30 protein-coding genes, 1 pseudogene and 1 other annotated feature are annotated in these 21,933 nt (G+C 32.6%); of the genes and pseudogenes, 22 read left to right on the forward strand and 9 right to left on the reverse strand.

Going from position 1 to position 21,933, the window contains the following annotated elements:
- Positions 1 to 24: 24 nt before the first annotated feature.
- The 4 genes from AC0VXV_RS08490 to proC form a co-directional block, all read right to left on the reverse strand.
- Positions 25 to 489, reverse strand: coding sequence for a DMT family transporter (locus AC0VXV_RS08490; protein ID WP_475531153.1), 465 nt, complete (start codon positions 487 to 489; stop codon positions 25 to 27).
- 11 nt (positions 490 to 500) lie between these two features.
- Positions 501 to 929, reverse strand: coding sequence for a DMT family transporter (locus AC0VXV_RS08495; RefSeq protein ID WP_475531154.1), 429 nt, complete (start codon positions 927 to 929; stop codon positions 501 to 503).
- Between the two features lie 76 nt (positions 930 to 1,005).
- Positions 1,006 to 1,320 carry an ArsR/SmtB family transcription factor gene (locus AC0VXV_RS08500; protein ID WP_079526460.1) on the reverse strand — a complete coding sequence of 105 codons (315 nt, stop codon included), beginning with the start codon at positions 1,318 to 1,320 and terminating at the stop codon, positions 1,006 to 1,008.
- Positions 1,321 to 1,419: 99 nt separating this feature from the next.
- Complete coding sequence (gene proC / locus AC0VXV_RS08505) at positions 1,420 to 2,226, reverse strand: pyrroline-5-carboxylate reductase (protein WP_475531155.1); 807 nt, start codon at positions 2,224 to 2,226, stop codon at positions 1,420 to 1,422.
- Positions 2,227 to 2,315: 89 nt separating this feature from the next.
- Positions 2,316 to 2,527, reverse strand: a binding site (T-box leader).
- Between the two features lie 373 nt (positions 2,528 to 2,900).
- Here proC and AC0VXV_RS08510 point away from each other — a divergent pair.
- From AC0VXV_RS08510 to AC0VXV_RS08520, 3 genes are all read left to right on the forward strand, one after another.
- Positions 2,901 to 3,842, forward strand: coding sequence for an MBL fold metallo-hydrolase (locus AC0VXV_RS08510; protein WP_475531156.1), 942 nt, complete (start codon positions 2,901 to 2,903; stop codon positions 3,840 to 3,842).
- 693 nt (positions 3,843 to 4,535) lie between these two features.
- Positions 4,536 to 4,805, forward strand: coding sequence for a DUF3967 domain-containing protein (locus AC0VXV_RS08515; protein WP_475531157.1), 270 nt, complete (start codon positions 4,536 to 4,538; stop codon positions 4,803 to 4,805).
- Positions 4,806 to 4,853: 48 nt separating this feature from the next.
- Entirely contained in the window at positions 4,854 to 5,036 is a 183-nt protein-coding gene (locus AC0VXV_RS08520) for a hypothetical protein (RefSeq protein ID WP_475531158.1), read from the forward strand.
- A gap of 96 nt (positions 5,037 to 5,132) precedes the next feature.
- On the opposite strand, the gene AC0VXV_RS08525 is transcribed toward AC0VXV_RS08520, so the two are convergent.
- Positions 5,133 to 5,270 carry a class III lanthipeptide gene (locus tag AC0VXV_RS08525; protein ID WP_475531159.1) on the reverse strand — a complete coding sequence of 46 codons (138 nt, stop codon included), beginning with the start codon at positions 5,268 to 5,270 and terminating at the stop codon, positions 5,133 to 5,135.
- Between the two features lie 456 nt (positions 5,271 to 5,726).
- On the opposite strand from AC0VXV_RS08525, the gene AC0VXV_RS08530 reads away from it, so the two are divergent.
- The 17 genes and pseudogenes from AC0VXV_RS08530 to AC0VXV_RS08610 all read left to right on the forward strand — a co-directional run bounded on the left by AC0VXV_RS08530 (position 5,727) and on the right by AC0VXV_RS08610 (position 17,615).
- Complete coding sequence (locus AC0VXV_RS08530) at positions 5,727 to 5,873, forward strand: transposase (protein WP_475531160.1); 147 nt, start codon at positions 5,727 to 5,729, stop codon at positions 5,871 to 5,873.
- Positions 5,874 to 6,282: 409 nt separating this feature from the next.
- Positions 6,283 to 6,480 (forward strand): annotated as a pseudogene (locus AC0VXV_RS08535) (IS3 family transposase); the annotation flags it as partial.
- 174 nt (positions 6,481 to 6,654) lie between these two features.
- The gene (locus AC0VXV_RS08540) at positions 6,655 to 8,412 is read left to right on the forward strand and encodes an ABC transporter ATP-binding protein (RefSeq protein WP_475531161.1); all 1,758 of its coding nucleotides are present in this window, start codon (positions 6,655 to 6,657) and stop codon (positions 8,410 to 8,412) included.
- A 19-nt stretch (positions 8,413 to 8,431) separates the two neighbouring features.
- A complete protein-coding gene (gene lanKC / locus AC0VXV_RS08545) occupies positions 8,432 to 11,032 on the forward strand; it encodes a class III lanthionine synthetase LanKC (RefSeq protein WP_475531162.1) in 2,601 nt (866 codons plus the stop codon).
- Positions 11,033 to 11,058: 26 nt separating this feature from the next.
- Positions 11,059 to 11,178, forward strand: coding sequence for a class III lanthipeptide (locus AC0VXV_RS08550; protein ID WP_475531163.1), 120 nt, complete (start codon positions 11,059 to 11,061; stop codon positions 11,176 to 11,178).
- 67 nt (positions 11,179 to 11,245) lie between these two features.
- The gene (locus AC0VXV_RS08555) at positions 11,246 to 11,362 is read left to right on the forward strand and encodes a class III lanthipeptide (RefSeq protein WP_475531164.1); all 117 of its coding nucleotides are present in this window, start codon (positions 11,246 to 11,248) and stop codon (positions 11,360 to 11,362) included.
- Between the two features lie 67 nt (positions 11,363 to 11,429).
- On the forward strand, positions 11,430 to 11,546 hold the full coding sequence (locus AC0VXV_RS08560) for a class III lanthipeptide (protein ID WP_475531164.1): 117 nt from the start codon (positions 11,430 to 11,432) through the stop codon (positions 11,544 to 11,546).
- A 67-nt stretch (positions 11,547 to 11,613) separates the two neighbouring features.
- Positions 11,614 to 11,730 (forward strand): class III lanthipeptide, encoded by a 117-nt coding sequence (locus AC0VXV_RS08565; RefSeq protein ID WP_475531164.1) that lies wholly within the window; start codon positions 11,614 to 11,616, stop codon positions 11,728 to 11,730.
- Between the two features lie 67 nt (positions 11,731 to 11,797).
- Positions 11,798 to 11,914: a class III lanthipeptide gene (locus AC0VXV_RS08570; protein WP_475531165.1), complete on the forward strand. Its 117-nt coding sequence runs from the start codon at positions 11,798 to 11,800 to the stop codon at positions 11,912 to 11,914.
- Between the two features lie 66 nt (positions 11,915 to 11,980).
- Positions 11,981 to 12,100 (forward strand): class III lanthipeptide, encoded by a 120-nt coding sequence (locus AC0VXV_RS08575; protein WP_475531166.1) that lies wholly within the window; start codon positions 11,981 to 11,983, stop codon positions 12,098 to 12,100.
- A 360-nt stretch (positions 12,101 to 12,460) separates the two neighbouring features.
- On the forward strand, positions 12,461 to 13,732 hold the full coding sequence (locus AC0VXV_RS08580; RefSeq protein WP_475531167.1) for a GHKL domain-containing protein: 1,272 nt from the start codon (positions 12,461 to 12,463) through the stop codon (positions 13,730 to 13,732).
- Between the two features lie 3 nt (positions 13,733 to 13,735).
- On the forward strand, positions 13,736 to 14,461 hold the full coding sequence (locus tag AC0VXV_RS08585; protein ID WP_475531168.1) for a LytR/AlgR family response regulator transcription factor: 726 nt from the start codon (positions 13,736 to 13,738) through the stop codon (positions 14,459 to 14,461).
- 69 nt (positions 14,462 to 14,530) lie between these two features.
- Positions 14,531 to 14,848, forward strand: a complete 318-nt coding sequence (locus AC0VXV_RS08590) for a YfzA family protein (protein ID WP_475531169.1) — start codon at positions 14,531 to 14,533, stop codon at positions 14,846 to 14,848.
- Between the two features lie 400 nt (positions 14,849 to 15,248).
- Complete coding sequence (locus tag AC0VXV_RS08595; protein WP_475531170.1) at positions 15,249 to 15,626, forward strand: GntR family transcriptional regulator; 378 nt, start codon at positions 15,249 to 15,251, stop codon at positions 15,624 to 15,626.
- The gene (locus AC0VXV_RS08600) at positions 15,626 to 16,504 is read left to right on the forward strand and encodes an ABC transporter ATP-binding protein (RefSeq protein WP_475531171.1); all 879 of its coding nucleotides are present in this window, start codon (positions 15,626 to 15,628) and stop codon (positions 16,502 to 16,504) included. Before AC0VXV_RS08595 ends, AC0VXV_RS08600 begins: the two co-directional genes overlap by 1 nt.
- Positions 16,488 to 17,096, forward strand: a complete 609-nt coding sequence (locus AC0VXV_RS08605) for an ABC-2 transporter permease (protein WP_475531172.1) — start codon at positions 16,488 to 16,490, stop codon at positions 17,094 to 17,096. Before AC0VXV_RS08600 ends, AC0VXV_RS08605 begins: the two co-directional genes overlap by 17 nt.
- A 24-nt stretch (positions 17,097 to 17,120) precedes the next feature.
- Complete coding sequence (locus AC0VXV_RS08610; protein ID WP_475531173.1) at positions 17,121 to 17,615, forward strand: thiopeptide-type bacteriocin biosynthesis protein; 495 nt, start codon at positions 17,121 to 17,123, stop codon at positions 17,613 to 17,615.
- Here the strand turns inward: AC0VXV_RS08610 and AC0VXV_RS08615 are convergent.
- The 3 genes from AC0VXV_RS08615 to AC0VXV_RS08625 form a co-directional block, all read right to left on the reverse strand.
- On the reverse strand, positions 17,578 to 17,916 hold the full coding sequence (locus AC0VXV_RS08615) for a winged helix-turn-helix domain-containing protein (RefSeq protein WP_475531174.1): 339 nt from the start codon (positions 17,914 to 17,916) through the stop codon (positions 17,578 to 17,580). The two genes, AC0VXV_RS08610 and AC0VXV_RS08615, sit on opposite strands and share 38 nt — an antisense overlap.
- Before the next feature lie 165 nt (positions 17,917 to 18,081).
- Entirely contained in the window at positions 18,082 to 19,131 is a 1,050-nt protein-coding gene (locus AC0VXV_RS08620) for a hypothetical protein (protein WP_475531175.1), read from the reverse strand.
- Positions 19,121 to 19,615 carry a sigma-70 family RNA polymerase sigma factor gene (locus AC0VXV_RS08625; protein ID WP_475531176.1) on the reverse strand — a complete coding sequence of 165 codons (495 nt, stop codon included), beginning with the start codon at positions 19,613 to 19,615 and terminating at the stop codon, positions 19,121 to 19,123. Before AC0VXV_RS08625 ends, AC0VXV_RS08620 begins: the two co-directional genes overlap by 11 nt.
- Before the next feature lie 326 nt (positions 19,616 to 19,941).
- On the opposite strand from AC0VXV_RS08625, the gene AC0VXV_RS08630 reads away from it, so the two are divergent.
- A complete protein-coding gene (locus AC0VXV_RS08630; RefSeq protein WP_475531177.1) occupies positions 19,942 to 20,241 on the forward strand; it encodes a hypothetical protein in 300 nt (99 codons plus the stop codon).
- A 507-nt stretch (positions 20,242 to 20,748) separates the two neighbouring features.
- On the forward strand, positions 20,749 to 20,880 hold the full coding sequence (locus AC0VXV_RS08635; RefSeq protein WP_475531178.1) for a hypothetical protein: 132 nt from the start codon (positions 20,749 to 20,751) through the stop codon (positions 20,878 to 20,880).
- 437 nt (positions 20,881 to 21,317) lie between these two features.
- Here AC0VXV_RS08635 and AC0VXV_RS08640 read toward each other — a convergent pair whose 3' ends face one another.
- Positions 21,318 to 21,788 carry a DinB family protein gene (locus AC0VXV_RS08640; RefSeq protein ID WP_475531179.1) on the reverse strand — a complete coding sequence of 157 codons (471 nt, stop codon included), beginning with the start codon at positions 21,786 to 21,788 and terminating at the stop codon, positions 21,318 to 21,320.
- Between the last annotated feature and the right edge of the window lie 145 nt (positions 21,789 to 21,933).

Here is a 21,933-nt window from a genome sequence, read left to right on the forward strand (position 1 = left end):
TTTTCTAGAGAAGGTTTCGCTCTCTTATACAATAGTATTATCGTTAGTGCGTTTATTCCCTTTATAAATAAAATATAGGGAAATAAACATAAAGAGTAAGGCGAATATTCGTTTTATATCTAATTCTATGACTAAACTATTAAACCACCCAAAATGATCAATAATCACTCCGAATACTAGTTGCCCAGCTATACCAGCAATACTGGTTGCGATAACTCCAATTTGTGGTACTGCCATAACTGTCAAAAGTAAATACATAGTACCTAAAAATGCCGCACTTAATTGCCATTTTGGGGCCTCTAAAATTCCAAGTAGATTCCCGCTACCCAAAAATAAAATAAATATCGTCAAAAACATTGTCCCAGTGAGAAAGGTTAAAAATGTTGTTTCAATTGTTCCGGCTTTTCGACTAAATGTACCATTGATAGATGATTGTGCGCTTAATGTGATACCGCCAATCAATGTGAATAGAATCATAAATAATCCCATGGCCATACCTCCTAATTTATTAATATAAGTGCGATGATCATTGAAATAACTGCAAAGAGTTTTTCTTTATTAATCTTATTTTTCTTACTACCTAACCATCCAAAATGTTCGATCGTCATGCTCATCACTAATTGCCCGATGATGACAGCAACCATTGTTATGCCTACTCCGACGAATGGGACACTTACAACGATGGAAGTTAAATAAACAACACCTAAGAGCCCTCCAAGCAATGCCCATTTAGGTGCCTCCAAAGCATAGGAAATCCTGCCTTTTCCAAAAAAGAGCCACAAAAGACCCATGATAATAGAGCCCATAAAGAAGTTATAAAAGCTTGTTTCTATTTGTCCGATTGTTTTTCCTAGTTCAGCATAGATCGCGCCTTCAAAGCTAAGTGCTGCTCCAGCTAAAAAAGCAAATATATAAAATATAAAGCGCATAGATGAAATCCTCTTTTCGGTATAATTGTATATCTAGAAAAATCGATATAAGTATTGATAAAAAACAGAAATCCTATTAGATATCTGTTTTAAAGTATTCAGCTAACTGTTGAATAAAGTCTTCATTACGTCTGTAGTACGTCCATTGTCCATGACGAATCGACTCAAGTAAACCAGCTTTTTGCATCATATTTAAGTAGCTCGAAACCGTAGATTGAGAAATTTTGGCCTTTTCCTGAATATCACCAACACATACTCCACCCTTGTAACTTACCTCCTTCGGTAGGTGAGCGCCTTGTTTTGGGAAATGTTTCTCGGGTTCCTTTAACCACTCTAGGATATTGAGTCTTGTTTCGTTCGATAATGCTTTGAATACATCAATAGGTTCCATGCGTGTAATTATATATCTAGAATTCTCGATATGTCAAGGTGAGATATTGAAGTATTTCCCAGGAAAAGTAACCCACCAGTTAAACTAGTGGGTGTTTTTTTATTCCCCGCGCGCCAGTTCTCTTGAGCGGTTTTCTGCACTTCGGACACAGTTCACAATCGCTTCATTAAAGGACATCGATTCAAGGGCTTTGATTCCAGCTTCTGTCGTTCCACCTGGACTTGTTACTTTTCTACGCAATATTGAAGGTTCCACGTTTCCGGATTTCAGCATTTCCGCAGAACCTGCAATTGTCTGTACCATCAGCTCCCGCACAACTTCCTTTGATAGCCCAAACTCAGCACCGGCCTGTTCAAATGCTTCAACCAAATAGTACAAATAGGCAGGACCGCTTCCGGAAAGCGCTGTAACAGCATGAAGCTTTTCTTCTTCGACTTCGATGACAATGCCGATTGCTTCAAGCATTTGAATGTAAAGTGCACGCTGCACGTCTGATACATTCGGATTGAAAGCAATGCCGGATGCAGACATGCCGATCGTTGCGGAAGTGTTTGGCATCACACGGGCAATTGGACGGCTGCCGAGGTATTGTTCAATTGTTTCAATAGTTACGCCAGCGAGAACCGATATAATGGCCGTATCTGCACCTAGATGTGGTGCAATGATTTCCATTGCAGCGCGGGCATCTTTCGGTTTCATTGCCAAAATGACGAGATCTGCGTCCTGCAATTGTGTATGGTCCTCCAATAGGTTAACATCGTAACTTTCCACCAAATCATTTAGGCGTTCTTTATTGGACCGATTGGATATGAACAGAGCATGTGGGTTGATGACATTCTTTTTGATCCAACCGTGAATGAGCGCTTCTGCCATCGAACCCGCGCCGATAAATATAACTTTTTGCATACTGTATCCCTCCGATTTTTAAATCCGATTCTTTTAAGCATTAAGAAATTTGTTAAAGAAACAAAAAAAGCATCTCCATCCCTACAATCAGTAAGGACGAAAATGCATTGATTTCCGCGGTACCACCTTTATTCACACATAATGTGTGCAGCTTCAGCCTTTTTATCGCAAAGGGTACGGTTATGTTGTCATAACGGCTCAAAAGGAGGTTCGATTATTCCAGCGGGTTATGCCGATTTCAGCAAAGACGGCACTCTCTATAACCTTAAAATAATCTACTTGGCTTTTTCATTGCCTGTAAATTTTGAATTATCCAAAATTATAGTGCTGTATTGAAAAACTGTCAACCTTTGACGTGACGAATGAAGGAAAAAGAGTTAAAATAAATGAATAGTCATTCATTACGAGCGAATCAATTACGCCTCGGCGTAATTGCGTCCAGATTTTTTTGAGTTTAGGCCCACAGGACGTGGGTCAGTCAGCCGTTGTCGCTGGATGCGGCGTTTTTAGGCTGACTTCCTCATTAAATTTCCATTTAAAATCTGTAACATCTGCCAGAGGCTTATTTTTATTCAGCTGGCTTTTGGACCAGCAGCTGGGTTAAACAAAACAAGCAGCTATCATCTACTTGAAGAGGTGAGTGATTGCTGAATTAAGAAAAAGGGGATTAAAATATGGAAGTACATAAAATTGTTATACCTACACCATATGCGGTGGGGGATGTAAATGCTTTTCTAGTAAAGGGAGACGCACTGACTTTATTTGATGCAGGGCCGAAAACAGAAGAAGCGTATGAAGCGATCAAATGGGGTATGCGCGCTGCAGGTTATGATATGAAAGACGTGGAACAAGTTGTGCTGACACATCATCATCCGGACCATGCCGGTTGGATCGATGCATTTCCAGGGGCGGAAGTGTTAGGGCATCAATATGTTGATTACTGGATGAAAAAAGAGCCGGAATTTCTGCAGTATCATGAGCGATTTTTCAAAAAGCTTTTAATCGAGCAAGGCGTGCCGGAAAAATATGTGAACCGTATTTTACATGTTAAAGGCGAAATTGAATTATTCGGTACAATTCCGTTGACTGGCTATTTAAAAGAGGGCGATGAAGTGCCAGGTCATCCCGGTTTGAAAGTATATGAAACACCCGGACATGCGCAAAGCCATCTTATTTTTGTTGAAGATGATACCCGCGAATGTATCGGCGGTGATTTACTGCTTGAACGTACATCATCGAATCCATTAGTTGAGCCACCGCTTGATTTATCGATGGAGCGACCTAAATCGTTGCTGCAATATAATGAATCACTTAAACGCCTGAAAAATTTAGAGATTTCGAAATTGTATGCAGGCCATGGTGGGGAACTGACAAATATCGAACCACTCATTGATGAACGGTTGGAAAAACAAAGACAACGCGCATTAAAAGTATACGGCTTGCTTAATACACCGCAAACTAACTTTGAAATGACAACTCAATTATTCGAACGCATTTACCAGCAGCAATTAGGGCTGACACTATCCGAAACGTTAGGGCAGTTTGATTATTTGGTAGATCAAGGTATGGTCGAGATTGAGAAGCGGGATGGAATTCATTTTTATAAGAAATGTTGAATTTACTTGTTTGGATATAGTGTGGGGGAAACCGTAGGAAAGTAAAAATGTTTCTGATTCTTGTAGAAGTAAATGTAAAGGTAATATAGCATGAATCACAAATAGGCAAACTTATTTAGTATAGACAATTAAGGATTGGTGTATCTGGACGCGGGTTCGACTCCCACTGTCTCCATATACACTATTCAATGATTGTCATTGAGTGAAAGAAACCTTGATATATCAAGGTTTCTTTTTTTATGTGTCTCAATAGTTGTCATTCATTTTCAAACCATACCGAGTCAAAACGGGGTCAAATTTAATCTTCTTCAAGAAATGAACCTAACTTAGTTGGAGCAGCTTGAGCAGTTGTGGCAAAACCACCAATACCGCCACGCATAATGAATACTTTTAAATCTTCTAATGTTTTGTTCATCTAAAATGCGGTCCTTTAGTGAGATACGAAATTTGTATCAAGTAATACTTTTAAAGTGTTCTAACAATTGGTGGGGAGCTTATTTATGACACTGTTACGGTAAGTAAAATGCTAGGGGTCCAGGAAAGTACGCTGAGAAAATATTGTGCGTTAATACAAAAGCATCATTATGAATTTAATAAAAATTCAGTAGGGCTTCGTATTTTTTATCCAAGGGATGTAGAGATAATAAAGGAATTGTAACACTTAAAAATTCGGGATCGTTAACAAGTGAAGCAGTGAATTCCATATTAGAATCTGACATAGACGATATAACAGATGCAGCACCTATAGTAAACCCTGATTACAGTAAGCTATTAGAACAGTTTGAGATATGTAAAAATAATCAAATGCAGTTCAACCAGAAACTGTTGGATCGATTAGAAAAGCAGCAAAACTATATTGAAAACAGTATTGATAGAGATAGGAAGTTAATGTTGGTCATAAAAGAATCTATGGAAACAAGAAGACAATTAGCTGCACAGGAAGAGAAGAAAAAATCCTGGTGACCGGCACTTTTATATACTAAGGGTAACAAATCAAAGGGGGCTGGGAAAATGAATTTATTGAATTTAGAAATGATGACGGCAACAGAAAAAGTGGCAAAGACATTAGTAATGCGTGGACTGTTTGTGGAAGTAAAAGAAGGCGTATTATCCTTTTCGGAAAGTTGTGCCAAAAGAGATAAGGCTGCAAATCTTGCTGGAATCGCGACTCAAGAGACAACTTTCAAAGCTTAATATTTATTAAAAGGTCAAAGCAAACTAGACTCTTTTCAGTATAGATTGCTTTAGATGTAAAACCTATAAAATGGAAAAACCACTATTACTTTTATGCTATGAAGCCTTGTTATCACAGTGATTACTAATTAAAGACATAAAAGTAGTAGGTATAATTGTAACTGTCAGAATTGTTGGGCCAATTTGTGCTTCTACCTCATCACCTATTTTTTGTAAATCTAATACTTTTTGCATGCTATTCACCTCCTTAAAAATCAAGTTAAATATTGTTATTTACAAGTCCGATAACCCGATAATGTTTTTACTTATTTTTTTTCATTTATAACTTACAGTAAAATATTAACATTAATTATAGAGATCGAATTATTTTGTCTGGAAATAGGGAATTTAAATCATAACATTTATTTATTTACAAAAAAATAACAATTCTGTATACAGAATTGTTTATTCTAGCTTAGACAGCTCGCTATCTAAACATAGTCTAATGGTTAATATGAATTATATTATTTATAAAATCATGACTGTCCATACAAAAAACAGAGGTTACAGTTGAAATAAGAATAGGACGAAGAATATGAACAGGAAATTCGCATCCGTCTTAACAAAGTTTGGGACAAAATTAAAAAGGCACGAACGTTTGAACTGCACCCCAATTTTTAGACACATCTAACAATTGGAGGTGCATTTTTTATGGCAAAATATGCGTATAGTCAAAAACTTGAAGCCGTCACAAAATTTCAAAACAGTACAGAGAGTGTAAATGGTATTGCTACATCTCTTGGTATTCCGGAGCCCGTAGTTCGAAACTGGATCAACATTTCAAATATCATGGTTTAGCTACTTTTGAAAAATCCTATACAACTTACACTGCGGAATTTAAAATGAACGTACTTAAATATATGAACGAAAATGGCGTTTCTTCTAATGGGGCTGCAGTTATCTTTAAAATATCCTCACCAGGATTAGTAAGGAATGGAGAAAACAACTGGAGACAAATGGATATGATGCGCTCATTTCTAAGAAAAAGGGGCGTCCATTCATGAGAAAAGAAACGAATAAACAACCAAAACAAACTCTAGTAGAAGGCTCTACAGAAGCTCTTTAAGCGCGTATTAAGCAACTTGAAATGGAAAACGAGTATTTAAAAAGTTGAATGCCTTAGTTCAGCCAAGGAAAAATCACCAAAGAAGACAAAGTAAAGATTATCTATGAATTAAGGCATAAATATACGATAAAGGCAGATCACAAGCTACTGATGCACTCAGATCAAGGTTGGCATTATCAAATGAAGAAATATCGTTATGACCTAGATTCAAGAGGTATTGTGCAAGGTATGTCTCGTAAAGGGAACTGTTACGACAATTCAGTAATAGAGAATTTTTTCGGTATCATAAAATCAGAATATCTCTACCTAAAAGAATTTGAAAGTGTGGAACAGCTGAAATTTTAAGAAATTTAGTAAATTAAAACAATTCTGTAATCAGAATCGTTATTTAGTTTGGAAAGCAATTACAATTATGACATTAATAACCTTTTTTGGGATATAAACAATCAAATTCATGCAATCAATGTTAGTATTTACCTGGAAGTAAATTTATGAAAAGAAACAGGTGAAAAAATGCTCACAAGGCGAATTAAAAATACTAACTATACTTGGAAAGAATTCTTTACTTTAATAAGTCATTGTAAACCTAAGATTAGTTTATTTATTATTTCATGTACAATTAGTGCTATTAGCGCAGTATCTTCTACTTTTATACCAAATTTTTTAAAGAAAACTATAGATAGCTTTGTATTATCCGGGAGCATAAATGGAAAGATCTTACTTGGTCTAGCAGTATTATTCATTCTTCAAACCGGAACGGGTGTTATCGCTGGTTACTTGTTAAGTATAGTGGGTTTAAATATTGTATCTAATTTAAGAAAAATAACTTGGAATCGTATAGTGAAATTACCCACAGAGTTCTTTGACAAAAATGAGTCAGGTGATATTGCTAGTAGGTTGGTCAGTGATACTACAGTAATTTACAATTTAGTTACTACTTCATTCTCACAATTTATCAATGCCATTTTAATGCTCATCTTTTGTGGTTTTTGGTTATTTTATTATGACTGGCAATTATCAATGATCATTATCCTAGCGATTCCAATATTTTTCTTATTTTTTATACCATTAGGTAAAATCTTATCTAATTTATCCAAAAGAATACAAAAATCAACTGGAAAACTAAATATTAGAGCTATTGAGATGATATCAGAAAATAAATTAATTAAATCTTTTACTGCAGAAAATCTTCAAATTAAACGGGGTCTTGAGAATATCATTGAGTTGGAAAATATTGGAGTAAAACAGGCGAAATGGATGGCAACGGTAAATCCAGTAATAAATTTGATTATGATGTTAATAATCCTTTCAATTATTGGATACGGAGGAGTAAAGCTTGGAAATGGTGAATTATCACCGGGAACATTTATTGCATTTTTAACATTAATCTTTTATATATTAGGACCGATTACCAATTTCGGGATGTTCTTCTCTCAATTACAAAAAACAAAAGGTGCAACAGAAAGGATATCACAATTGATATCTGAAAATGGTGAGAATCTTGAACAAGGTAATTATTTAAATGTAACTAATAAAAATATAGAGTTTAAAAATGTGAGTTTCAAATACCCAACACAAAATCGTGATTTTGCCTTAAAAAACATTAACTTGAACTTTAAAGGTGGTCAAAAATATGCTTTGGTAGGTCCAAGTGGCAGTGGAAAAACTACACTCGTATCTCTTTTAGAAAGGTTTTATAAACCAACTAGTGGAAGCATATGTATCGATGGTAAAAATATTGAAGAAATCTCTTTAAATTCTTGGCGGTCTCAAATTGGTTATGTATCACAAGAATCTAGTTTAATTACAGGAACGATAAGAGAAAATATATTATTTGGAATAGAAGGAGTACCACCAAGCGATGAAGAAATAATGCACGTTTGTAAGATGGCATACGCTTTGGAATTCATTAATGATTTACCTAATGGACTAGATACTTACGTAGGAGAGAGAGGTTTAATGTTATCTGGAGGTCAAAAGCAAAGGATTGCAATTGCAAGGTTGTTTTTAAAAAATCCAAACATTATTTTGTTAGATGAAGCCACTGCGAACTTAGATAGTAAATCTGAGGAAAAAGTGCAAGCTGCTATGAGGAACATAATTGAGGGTAGGACGGCAATAATTATTGCACATAGACTATCAACTATACTTAATTCTGAAAATATAATTTTCATTGAAAAAGGTAGAGTAACCGGACAAGGTAGGCATGATGAGTTAAAAGAGTCTCATAATTTGTATAATCAGTTTTGTAAGTTACAGTTACAAGCTTGATAAAAGGGGGAGTTTCAATTTGGATAAAAATCAATTGTATTTCAATTACATGAATGAAAAATCAGAATATTACGAAAAATCAGAATCTTATAACAGTGGTATTGTTTATAAAGTAACTAATATACCTGACAATTGTATTGTTATTAAAGAAAACAGCTCACCATGGAAATTTTATAATTTTAAAAACCAACAAATTAAAGATCAAGGATGGAAAATTCATGTAAGTTCAACGTTATATAATGCCCAAGAAATTTTGAATGGAATAAGTGAAGTTCTTTTAGCAAAACAAATTCCATTTAAACATATTAATGATGAGTTTAGTTTACTAAATATTAATTCAAAAAATGGAAACAGAATAAGTTCAGGAAAGTTTATAACTATATATCCTCCTTCGGATGATACCTTTCTTAATTTATTAGATACACTGTATGAAATAGTTAAGGATAAAGAAAATGGTCCATATATATTAAGTGATAAGTGTTGGAGAGATAGTAATGTTTTCTATCGATATGGAGGCTTTATATCTATTCTTAATGAAAAAGGAGAAGCTTGTATTAAAGATCCTGGGGGTAATTTAGTTCCAGACCAACGCACTCCATATTATCAAGTCCCTGAATTTGTAAAAGATTTCGATATATACTTAGATTCTAAAAATAACTTAACAGAAGATGAAGAAGATAAAAAGAAGCTGTCAAAATATGAGTTTAAAAATGTCTTTCGTTATACCAATGGTGGTGGGATTTACTTAGCAGAAAGAGTTACTGATAAAACTAAAGTGGTTATTAAGGAGGCAAGACCCAAAGCTGGCCTAGATGGTCAAAAAAGGGATGCTGTAGATAGACTTAAAGTAGAATATGAAACCCTAACTAAATTATCCGAAGTTGAAGGTGTAGTCAATGTGATTGATTATTTTAGGTCTTGGAAACACCATTTCCTTGTAGAAGAATATGTAGAAGGCTTTGATTTGAAAACGTGGCTTTCTGTTAAATACCCTTTCCACCGAGAAAACGATAAATATACCTATCTGAAGGATATAAAAAAGATAATTTTTAGTTTAATAAAGATAGTTTCTGAAATGCATAACAAGAATGTCGGCATGGGAGATTTACAACCATCAAATATAATTATTGATCAAGATTTAAATGTTAAACTTATTGATTTTGAATCTGCGGAGCCAATAGATATAAATACTAAACCAGCATTACACACGGTAGGTTTTGCTAATAAAATGAATGAAAATCATAGAGAAAGAGATTGGTATGCAATAAAAAAAATTCTCAGGTATTGCCTCTTACCGATTGGACCTATTAGTGATTTAGATGAAAGTATTTTGTCAATACAAAATCAATGGATTGAACGAGAATTCGGAAGAGACATATATTTGTTTGTAAAAGAAATAGAGAATAAATGCGACAAATACCTTTCTAAAGCGAAGGGAAAAGAGTTTATTACTAACAATAAAGCACATAAAAATCTGAATGAAGAAGTTATTTTACTAAGAGAAGGTTTAACAAAAGGAATGATCAAGAACTTTATACCAGAAGAAAGATTAATTTATGGTGATATTAGACAGTATGAACTCCCTGATGGAAATTTCAATGTATATACTGGTGGAACAGGAGCAGCATTAGCTCTTGCTAGATCTGGAAGTATGAATACAGAAGTTTACAAATGGATTGAAGATCACCTACTGAATAAGGTGAAATCTATTACACAGGAGGGATTATTTACTGGAAAGGCAGGCATTGCAGCAACAATTTATGAACTAGGGTATAAAGAAGAAGCTTTAATGATATTTGATAATTATCTAGACAACTTAAATGTAGAGGACATCTCACTAAGATCAGGGTTAGCTGGGGTCGGATTAACCTATGTTAGTTTGTATTTTGAAGAAGGTAATGAATCTTACCTTTTAAAAGCTACCTTTATTGCCACAAATATAAAAAGTTTTATTGATAACAAAAAAACATTAGCTTCAACTGATTGGGCAGGAGTACCAATTGGATTAATGGATGGATTGTCTGGGGTTGCTTTATTTTTCACTTCATTATACTCAGTTACTAGGAATCAAGAATATTACGAAATAGCTATAGAACTACTTGAAAGAGATTTAAAAAATACACGATTAGATACGGAAACTAATATTTTGCAAACTATTGATGAAAGGGATCGTTTATTACCCTATTTATCTGGTGGAACAATAGGGATTGGTGTGGCTTTATGGTTCCTGAATCATGTAAGTGGAGAGAATTTATTTCATAAGGAATTAAAATCTATATCAAATTTAAATGATATAAGGTGTACTTTTAGCGGAGGATTATTCGATGGTATAGGCGGCTTCTTATTACTTCCGATTATTCAGAATGATAGTGTTGAAACTTATGAAAAAAATATTAAAGATGCCATTGAGAAATTAAATCTCTTTATTTTACGTAGGGAAGATGAATTTTTATATTCAGGTAATTTTTGTTATCGCTTGTCTCATGACTTGTATTCAGGTAGTTCAGGAATAATTTTAGCTTTGAATGCAATTATAAAGTCAAATCCTTTAAGTTGGATTCCTATAGTTAATATTGATAATTTTATAGTAAACACAAGCCTCAAAAAAGTTGTTATTTAAATAAATAAAAAAAGGGAGTGCATTGTATGAAGGATGTATTAGCATTACAACAATTAGAAGAGAATTCTGAAGTAGATACACTAGGCTGGACAACTCTAACTTGGACAGTATCAGCTTTCACGTCTACTATCAGTAACCATTGCTAATTTTAAAAGCAGCTATAAGGGCATAGCTAGCAAGGCCGATTAACATAATTGAAGGGAGGTGTATCGTATGAAAGAAGTATTATCATTACAACAATTAGAAGAGAATTCAGAAGTTGGAGTATTATGGACATCTATTACTTGGACAGTATCAGCTTTCACGTCTACTATCAGTAACCATTGCTAATTTTAAAAGCAGCTATAAGGGCATAGCTAGCAAGGCCGATTAACATAATTGAAGGGAGGTGTATCGTATGAAAGAAGTATTATCATTACAACAATTAGAAGAGAATTCAGAAGTTGGAGTATTATGGACATCTATTACTTGGACAGTATCAGCTTTCACGTCTACTATCAGTAACCATTGCTAATTTTAAAAGCAGCTATAAGGGCATAGTTAGCAAGACCGATTAACATAATTGAAGGGAGGTGTATCGTATGAAAGAAGTGTTATCATTACAACAATTAGAAGAGAATTCAGAAGTTGGAGTATTATGGACATCTATTACTTGGACAGTATCAGCTTTCACGTCTACTATCAGTAACCATTGCTAATTTTAAAAGCAGCTATAAGGGCATAGTTAGCAAGGCCGATTAACATAATTGAAGGGAGGTGTATCGTATGAAAGAAGTATTATCATTACAACAATTAGAAGAAAATTCAGAAGTTGGAGCACTATGGACATCTCTAACTTGGACAGTATCAGCTTTCACGTCTACTATCAGTAACCATTGCTAATTTTAAAAGCTAGCTATAAGGGAGCTAGCAAGGCCGTAGTTACATAATTGAAGGGAGGTGTATCGTATGAAAGAAGTATTATCATTACAACAATTAGAAGAGAATTCAGAAGTTGGAGCACTATGGACATCTCTTACTTGGACAGTAACTGCTTTCACGTCTACAATTAGTAACCATTGCTCATAAAAGAAGTGGTCGAACCACTATGGACATCTCTTACTTAGATGGTAACAGATGTCCAATCTTTTGTCTTGTAACTTTTCTGGAACTCTCACTATGTATCTTCTGAAAATCTGTAATCCTTCTCATATTCCCATCCTGATAAACTTTATTTTATGTGCTATATATAGGATTTTCTCTATTTTTAGTATGATATATTAATAATTCATAAGAAAAGTTTTTTAAGTAAAATAGAACAGCAATGAGTAACTCTTGATAGAGCTTTAACCCCCCTATAAAATCCAATTAACTCCAAATAAGTAGACATATGGTTATAGTGAATATATACTTATCTTAATGCGTTGTGGGTTAGGTAGGGGGAAGATTTTGGCTACATTTGGTATATTGTTTTTACAGTTTTTTATGACTATCACATCATTAAAAATTATCTCTAAACTTAGAAGGGTTAATGTACTAGATATCAGCATAATTTTATTTTTATGTCTTATTCTAACAATAATTCCTAGTACATTTGGGCCGATATTATTAATGATCTTTACTTACTTTATGAGTTATTACTATCAAAAGGAAATAATAAGTACAGTATTTTATGGATCTTTTTCTTTATTAATTGTCCTGGTTAGTGATCATATTGCATTTTATATAGATATTATTGTCTTTAGATATATACCTCAAATGACGGATACAAAGATACTATTTCATCTATTTATTTACGTAGTATTAGGGATATCCTTATCTACTGTTGTTCTTAAACTATTTCAATTTATAGTAAATCAGCAACTAAAGTTATTCATGACATTTATCGGATTTTCTACGGTTTTTATTTATTACACTTTGTTTTACGGTATGGTTTCTATTGGTGACTCAGTGGATCTAATAAAAGTAAGTCTGTTTTTTTTCTTGGCTTATTTAGCCCTTTCAATTTTTTCTTTTACACTATATGCTGTACATTTAAAAAAAAAGTATCAAATAAAAATGAAAGAAGAAGAGTATGAGGGGCTAAAGAAATATATGAGTGAAATAGAAAAGCAGTATACAAACATGAGAAAATTCAGACATGATTATCAGAATATATTAATTTCTTTAGAGTTCTTTATTTTAGAAGAAGATATACAGGGATTAAGCAAATATTACGAGAATGTTCTTCAACCAACATCAAAATTTATTCATGAAAATAATTTTAAGTTGCAAAACTTAGGGCAAATTAAAATAAAAGAATTGAAGAGTATATTTGCCTCTAAACTAATGTTGGCACAAGAGTTAGGTATTAATGCAAAGTTTGAAACAAATGCTGATATTCTAAAAATTCCGATTGACTCATACACATTAATTACAACTGTCGGTATCTTATTAGATAATGCAATTGAAGAATTAGAATATATTGGGCACGGAGATTTATTAACAGGTATAATTAAGGATGATAATATAATTTCTATTATAATTCAGAATTCATGTAGAAGTGAAGTACCTCAATTACATTTGTTAAAACAACCTGGATTTTCCACTAAAGGTACAGATAGAGGGTTAGGGTTAAGTAATTTACATGAAATGTTGTCGCCACTAAATCATGTTACTACTGAAACGGTGATAAGAGATAATTTATTTATTCAAATTATATATATTCAATTGGAGGACTAGTGTGTGCTTTTGATATATATTTGTGAAGACAATTACTCTCAAAGAGAGCTTATTGAGAATTGTGTAAAAAACTATTTAATGATAGAAGAGGATATTGATGCTAGATTGGTTTTATCTACTGAGAACCCTTATAATTTATTAGATTATTTGAGTAATGATAACATTAGTACAGGATTATATTTTCTTGATGTAAATTTACAAACAGATATAAATGGGCTAGAATTGGCAATGAAAATAAGAGAGCTGGATAATTTCGCGAAAATTGTTTTTATTACTACACATAGTGAACTATCATATATGACATTTACATACAAAATTGAAGCTATGGATTATATTATTAAAGAGAATATTGGTGAACTAACTGGTAGAATAAGTGATTGTATAAAAGTAGCCTATAAAAGATATCTAAGTGAAAAAGTAGCGAAACAAAATGTTTTTAAATTTAAAGTAGGAAATAAAATACGTGTAGTGAACTTTAATGATATTTTTTTCTTTGAATCCTCCTGTGTACCCCATAAAATAATTTTACATCTAGAAAATACTAACATAGAGTTTTATGGGACTATAAAAGAATTAGAAGAATTAGGCGATGAATTTTGTCGATGTCATAAATCCTTTGTTGTGAACAAAAATAAAATAAAGTATATTGATAAAATCAATATGGAAGTAATTATGAATAATGATGAAAGCTGTTTAATCTCAGTTAGAGGGATGAAGAAACTTAAATAAATTAAATATAATGCAACAGTGTTTAAGAAAGGACCTTTGGATAAAGAATAAATTAAGGGGTGTATTACTTTGGCTAATAATAAAAAAAATTCTAATCTGTTTCGGAAAAAATCGTGGGCATCTCTTATTGCTATATTTGTGTTGATCCAAATTATCCTCATTACATTTGAAGTAACAGATACGGTCTCATATTTAAACCTGAAGGAAATTGATGGGACTATTTTTGGTAGAATTATGGAAAATCCTATCTTCAATGATTGGTTTAATTTTTATGAAACAGCACACTTTAATTTATTTACTGTATTTTTTTGTATAGTCCTCCTTATACCTGGAGTAATTGGTGCAATAAAAGCCTTCATTACTAATAAAATAATTTATAAACGATAAAATGGAATGTGACACTAAACATTTTTGATTCGAGGTTTTAGATAGCCAAATGTTCTGTGAATTCAAGTGTTATTAAACCCAATAGACATGATGTATCATTTTATGTAAAAATAGCCCGTAATTAAACCAATCTAAAGCAAGGATTGTAAGATAATATAGTGCAGCTGATGCATCTTAAAGTAGCGATAGATGGTTTAAAAGCCTCCATTTAATTAGATTTTTTAAGATATAAATATGGTTTATCCTTAACGATAAAAAGCTTACCATTCATTTTAAATGGTAAGCTTTTTATTGTTAAGGATAATTTAAGTTCATTAATAACAAAAACGGTTGACAAGGTTTATAAAAATTATGTATATTGTGTATAAAGTGTATATATAATATGAATTGAGGAATTCGCATGCAAATTTTAATATCTCACAATTCGAAGGAACCGATTTACGAACAGATTGTGCAGCAAATAAAAAAAAGTATTTTATCTGGTGATTTATCAGCTGGGTTTGCTTTACCGTCTATGCGTAACATGGCAAAGGATTTAGATGTTAGTGTCATTACGACAAAAAGGGCTTATGAGGAGCTTGAAAAAGCAGGTTTAATTTATTCAATTGTTGGAAAAGGATCGTTCGTCATTGAGCAGAATGTTGAAATGATGAAGGAGAGAAAGCAAAAAATAATCGAGCAGCAATTAGCAGAAGCAATAATTAATTGTAAGGAACTGGGGTTAAAGTTAGAAGACATTTATAAGTTAATTTCACTATTATATGAGGAGGAACAATAATGGATACAATCATTGAATTTTCAAATGTAACGAAGGCATTTAATGGGTTTGCCGTTAAAAACCTTTCATTCGGAATAAAAAAAGGATTTGTAACAGGGTTTGTTGGTGCAAATGGCGCAGGAAAATCGACTACGATTAAGCTTATTATGAACTTATTACAACCCGACAGTGGGGAAGTTAAGATATTTGGTTTAGACTATAAAAAACATAGTAAGCAAATTAAGGAGAAAATTGGATTCGTGTATGATGACCATGTATTTTATGAACACCTGACATTATTAGAAATGAAAAAAATAATTGCTCCTATGTATAAAAAGTGGGACAACATAGTATTTGATGCGTATGTTTCAAAATTTCAGTTGCCATTAAATAAAAAATTAAAAAATTTTTCGAAAGGAATGTCAATGAAAGCATCGCTTGCGATGGCTCTTTCACATCATGCGGAATTAATTATTATGGATGAGCCAACTGCTGGACTTGATCCGGTCTTTCGACGTGAATTTTTAGCTCTTTTACATGAACTTGTGCAGGATGAGGAAAAAACTATTTTCTTCTCTACACATATTACATCCGATTTAGATAGGATTGCAGATTATATTATCTTTTTACATGAAGGTGAGTTGCAGTTTGCCGATGAACTTTTAGCTATTGAGGAACAATATGTGCTTGTAAAAGGCGGATTCGATCTACTTGATCTGGATACTGAAAAAGAATTTATTGCTATTCATAAAACAAAATTAGGTTTTGAGGGGTTGGCAAGAAATAAAGATCGAGCGAAAAAAATATTTGGTGATTTAGCTTTATATGAACCAGCGAAATTAGAGGATGTTATGTATTATACACAGAAAGGTAGTGAACAACTTGTTTCATCTAATTAAAAAAGATTTTTTTATTCATAAAAATATTTTACTTATTGTGTTGGCAGCACTTATTATTTATATGGTTTTAGGTGTTCCTAATATTTTCCTTGGAATTGTATTTGCTTTCGTCCCAACGTTGCATATTTTTTCAAGTGATGAGAAACATTCAGTCCAAATACTGTTAAGCTCGTTACCAGTAACTCGAAAAGAAATTGTAGGCTCTAAATATATTGTTGCATTATTATATATTGTTATTCTAATTAGTCTTTTAATAGTAGGAAGTTATGTTATCCAACAACAGCAACCAAATTGGATTCACTTAGGTTTAGTCGCAAGTATATCGCTTGGATTTGTCTCTGTAATTTATCCATTTTCGTACAAGTTTACAAGTAAATATTTGTCATTTGCAGGTATGTTTGGCTTAGGATTGTATTTATTAACGCTCAAATTTTTGGTCCCGAATTTACATGATCAAATACGTGCCTTTGTCGCAAAAGTGACAGTCTTTATGGAACCTCAATCAATGTTCTTTACATTCTTAATTTCTGTCGTATTATATGGGATTTCCTTGTTTTTATCTGTAAAAATTTATGAAAGGAAAGCATTATAATGGTTAGGAGACCGTATCATACCTATGCATAAAAGAACTCGGGTATCTTATGATCTTCAATTAGATCGATATAATGATCCAAAACCACATATAAGATTAAGGTTTCACTCAAATACTTCCGAGAATCTTTTACTTATTTACAATCAGCAAAGTAATTACATTACAGAATTACAAGAAATGGATATTATACATGAGGTAGAAATTAATTCTTATTTCCCGGAAGTTAATAGGTATGGGGGTCTTTCTTTGATAGATAAAGCTGAGCATTTATTTTATGAAGACAGTTTAGTTGCTATGGAGTTAATAGAAGTAATGAGGAAAACCAATATCAGCAAAGAGCAAGCAGGAGTAATTTCACTGTTGCATTATTTAAATGATTTTGGTTTGAATTTTGAAAGCAAATTAAGCTTTTTAAAAGTAAATTTAAAAAATTACGATACCTATAGAAAACAATTTAAAGATGAAGAATTCGACTTGTTTTTTATTCCGATATATATCCAACTTCCCATACTGTGTTGATAAGAGATAATTGATATTGGGCAAACTTTTTTCGGATGACCCTAATATGTTCAACTACCGTTGAAATTTGTGAATCACTATCCATTGAATAAACAGATTCATATATATCTTCTTTAGAAAAGACTTTTCCTTTATGCAATGCAAGTAATTCACAAATTTTATATTGAATCTTTGTAACGCTTATTTCCTGTCCTTCGTAGATGGTTTTTTTAGCCTTTAAATCGATAAAAATATTAGTTGGAAGCCAGTTATCAGAAACGGAAAAGAAACAGGGGAATATTACTTCGATCCAAAAGTACATTAACACGTGCGCAGTTCTTTAACACTGTTTATGTAATGTAACAGTAATATTAATGCATTTCTTAATTACTGAGATACTATCAATTATGCACTTTGTCACTTTGGCAAGAAGAGGGCCAAGCAACCATAGATGAGTTGCTTGGTTCTTTTTATTAATTTGAAGAAATTAATTATTAATCATATTCTCGCCCCAGTTTTGTATCTCTACATTATCAATAACAAAACCGTTACCATTGGAACCGATAATAATGCTTTCACGGAACCAAACAGAGTAGTTTCCATTAAGTGTTTTTAGCTTCATATCAGGTTCATCTGTAATAGCTAGTGGTTTCCAATTAGATTGCTCGAAGTATTCATTTATTTTTCTGGGCATAACAGGTATTTCTTTTGTTTCATTATCTTTAATTACTTTGACATTTTCGGAAACTACAAATTGTTTAAAACTGTCTGTAGCTTGTTGGCTTGTTATTAAATTGTTTTCCAGTAAAATTTCGTCACCAATCTTTAAATTCAAGCTGTCATGTTTAGGCATAATAATGAATTGTTCTTCTGCTAATTTTTTTTCCTCAATAAGCGATAATACACGAGCATTTTCCCCCTCGTATAATACGATAGCCGAAATACTATCCTTATTCCCAAATGACGAATTCTCATGTTCTACTTTCTCCATAGCGTCAAGAATTATTAACTGAGCATGAACTTCTTGCGGAAACTGAGGATATAATTGAGTGTATTTAGGTAATAGAGAATCAAAAACTAATTGGACTTGTGCCTTTAGCGAAAGGTACTGCGCTTTATATGCAGATTCACTAATTTTATTTTGTTTGAGCACTCTTTCAAAACTTGCCGGTAACTCGTTTCTATAAGAGGTCACTAAATTTTTAACATCCTGCTTTTTTAATTGAATATTTTCAAGTTCCCCGTACTTTAGAATAATTAAATCCTTCTGATATTGCTCTTTTGGTTCACTATCTTCCAACAAATTATACATAGTAAGCGTTTCTTGCGAAAACCCATTCACATAACTATCGTTTTTAAATTCGGATGTAATAAGGACAATGGATAAAATTAATGCAAATGAAAATATAATCCGCGGAAAGATAAAGTTCTTTTTTGAATTTGTTTCCGGTTTTAGGACTGCTCTTCTTATACGATCTTTGCTTTCCTTCAAGTCCGGCGTAATTTCCAGTAAGCCTTCTTTAATCTCATTTCTCATATAATTCCTCCCATTCATTTGATAGTACTGGTCTCAAATTTTCACGAGCCCTTCTAAGTCTAGTTCGCACTGTGCTTTCAGGTAACTTTAGAAGGGAGGCAATTTCAGCTGTGTTTAATTCTTCGTAATAATATAAAACAATCACTTCTCTTTGCTTAATGGGTAAAGAGAGAACTGATTCCCCGATAGAAAACGTTAATTCCTTCTGTATCACCCTGTCATTTTGTAAAACAGGAATAATTGGTAAGTGCTCTTGAAGTTGAATTTTACGATAGGACCAACTTCTTAAATAATCTTTACAACGGTTAATGGTCATTTTTGTTAAGTAAGCATGCGATTTACCGTTTTCCTCATAATTACTTTGCGAGTATTTTATAAAAACATCCTGAACAATATCTTCTGCAGCGTGTAGACTTTTCGTGTAGTAATAGGCTATACGCAATAAGTGTTCACTATGTTCTTCTAATATCTGTTCTAAATCCATGTAAACACCCCTCTCAATAATATAACGAAGCTTAGAATAAATCCGATTCATAATTAATCAAATAATTTTTATTATTCTAATATTAAACAATAAATCTGATATGTATAATCTTTTTTTGATATATGCGATTTAACAGGAATTTCAATAGGTAAGAGATAAATTTTCACAACCTAAATTATTAGCGTTAAACCCTTATCGTATAAAGGTATGCGAAGCTATATAGGAAATTGTATTCTTTAGCAAAAGGCAAAAACTAAAACATAGCTAAAAAGTATGAATAGTCAGAATTGGTATTAAAACCCAAATTTAAATTGTTATAGTAACAATTGTCATTCGCATTTAATTTAAATGCCTCTGCAGCGGAACTATTAACTCAAGAAAAGAAGGAACTATATTATCAAGAATACTTAAAAATTGCAGGAGAATTACGTGGAAACAGCAATGTAGATTTCAATGTAGACAAACCAGAGAATATTAATGAAAATGACTGGGTTGAACCAGAGAAATTTAAAGAAAATCATGAAACATTAATTAACGGTGGTATTAATTTTATTGTTGAAGAAAAAAAGGTTAATTTAGGTGAAATCTCAATTTTTGCAGCTAGTCCAACTCCAAAAAATATGTGAATGCCTATTCTAATTCTGGAACATTCTTAGGTCAAATTGTAGTAAATGCAACAGTTTAAACTAAATGGGATGAAGGAATAAAAGGTCAAGTGATTAGCGGAATTAGTGGGGTAAATAGTTATACAATGCAAGGTTTATCACACTGGAATCAATCAAGCGCTACAGGTTCAAAAGTTTCTGCACAAAGCTGGAATTTAAAACTTGTTGGTATTTTTATATGAGTGATCGTTAGATATTACAATTCGTTTATTAATAAGTTTGTGAAAAAAACTGCACTTATATTAAGAGGGGTGTTTAATGCTAATAAAAGTGCAGACTAGTGCAAAGAATTTGTACAGAGTCCTGCACTTTTTTTTGTGCATAAAAAAGACTTGCCAGCCACCCCAAGTCCCTCTACAGTTTTAGGTGTCGAAGCCAAAAAGTGGAGGTAAGAAAGGATGCTAGCAATGTCTGAATTAAATTGTATCAAAACATTACGAATTATCGATTACTGAAATCGCCAATACAATGCAAGTCAATTGGCGTACTGCTAAGAAATACGGCGATGGAGATCAGCTGCCGCAGGAGAAAACTCACTTGAAAAAGGGCATGATGTACGACGAAAAATGGGGAGAAATCGTAGTTGATTGGTTAGAATAGGATTTAAAACTCAACAAAAAATTGCGCCGTACAAATAAGAAAATGCTTGAGGATCTAGTAAAGATGGGATTCGAAGGTTCTTACAGAACGCTATGTTAGAAAGAGGGCTTAATAATAAAATTTAAAGATACTTAGAACAATAGACAGGTGACTAAATTATAGAGGTTGTTAATTCACAATTAAGAACATGTGACTACAGAGGCAGCAGAAAAATATTGACTGAAGGTGCGAAAGGTAATGGGTCAGATAAATAAAAAAACTGCTTAATCCGCCTATAGATTAAACAGTTTTCACTAAACAAATACAATTTATTGTATCTGAAATATTATAGCACAAAAACATTATCTTGTGAATATTTACTTAGAATAGCTGACCCCTATACCGTAGTAAATATTAAAAAAGGTGTATTACCTAAGTGATAACAACTATATATAAATTTAATCCCAAACTCGTATTCTTGGTACCTTTGCGATTCTTAAGTAATCTAGCAATTGGCCTGTATGAACTGATTCATGATAGGCTACTCTTAGCAACATGTCGCCTAAACTTCTTATGTAACCTGATTCGGAACGATCAATTTTAATGTTTGTTAAATCTTCTTCAGAAAATGACTTAATGGTTTCTAAGAAGTGATTTCTATATGGTTCTGCAAAATTCAACTCAGCATTTACTGTGGAAAAAGGTTGTTGTTCGAATGGAGAATCGAATACTTCTAAACTTCCTCGGCTTTGAATAGCTAGGTGGTAATAATGTTCACTTTCTAGAACATGCCTAATCATCTCAATACAAGTCATTGCTTCATCATCGGGTTTCCAATGTAATTTCTCTTGGGGAATCGAAGTCCAAACCTTAATACTTCTTCTTCGTACTTCATTGAAATTAAAAAGAATTAAATCAACTGATTTCATAATTTACCCTCCATTTATTGGTATATATCAAATATACACGAATGAACGTTCGTAGTGAACGATTATAATAAACATTTTATATCAGAGTTTAAGTTCCTTCTATTTTACCCGTATTATTGGGCGCAATTCTTAATTAAGAATTGTG

It is taken from the genome of Solibacillus sp. iso_87 (assembly GCF_056173085.1).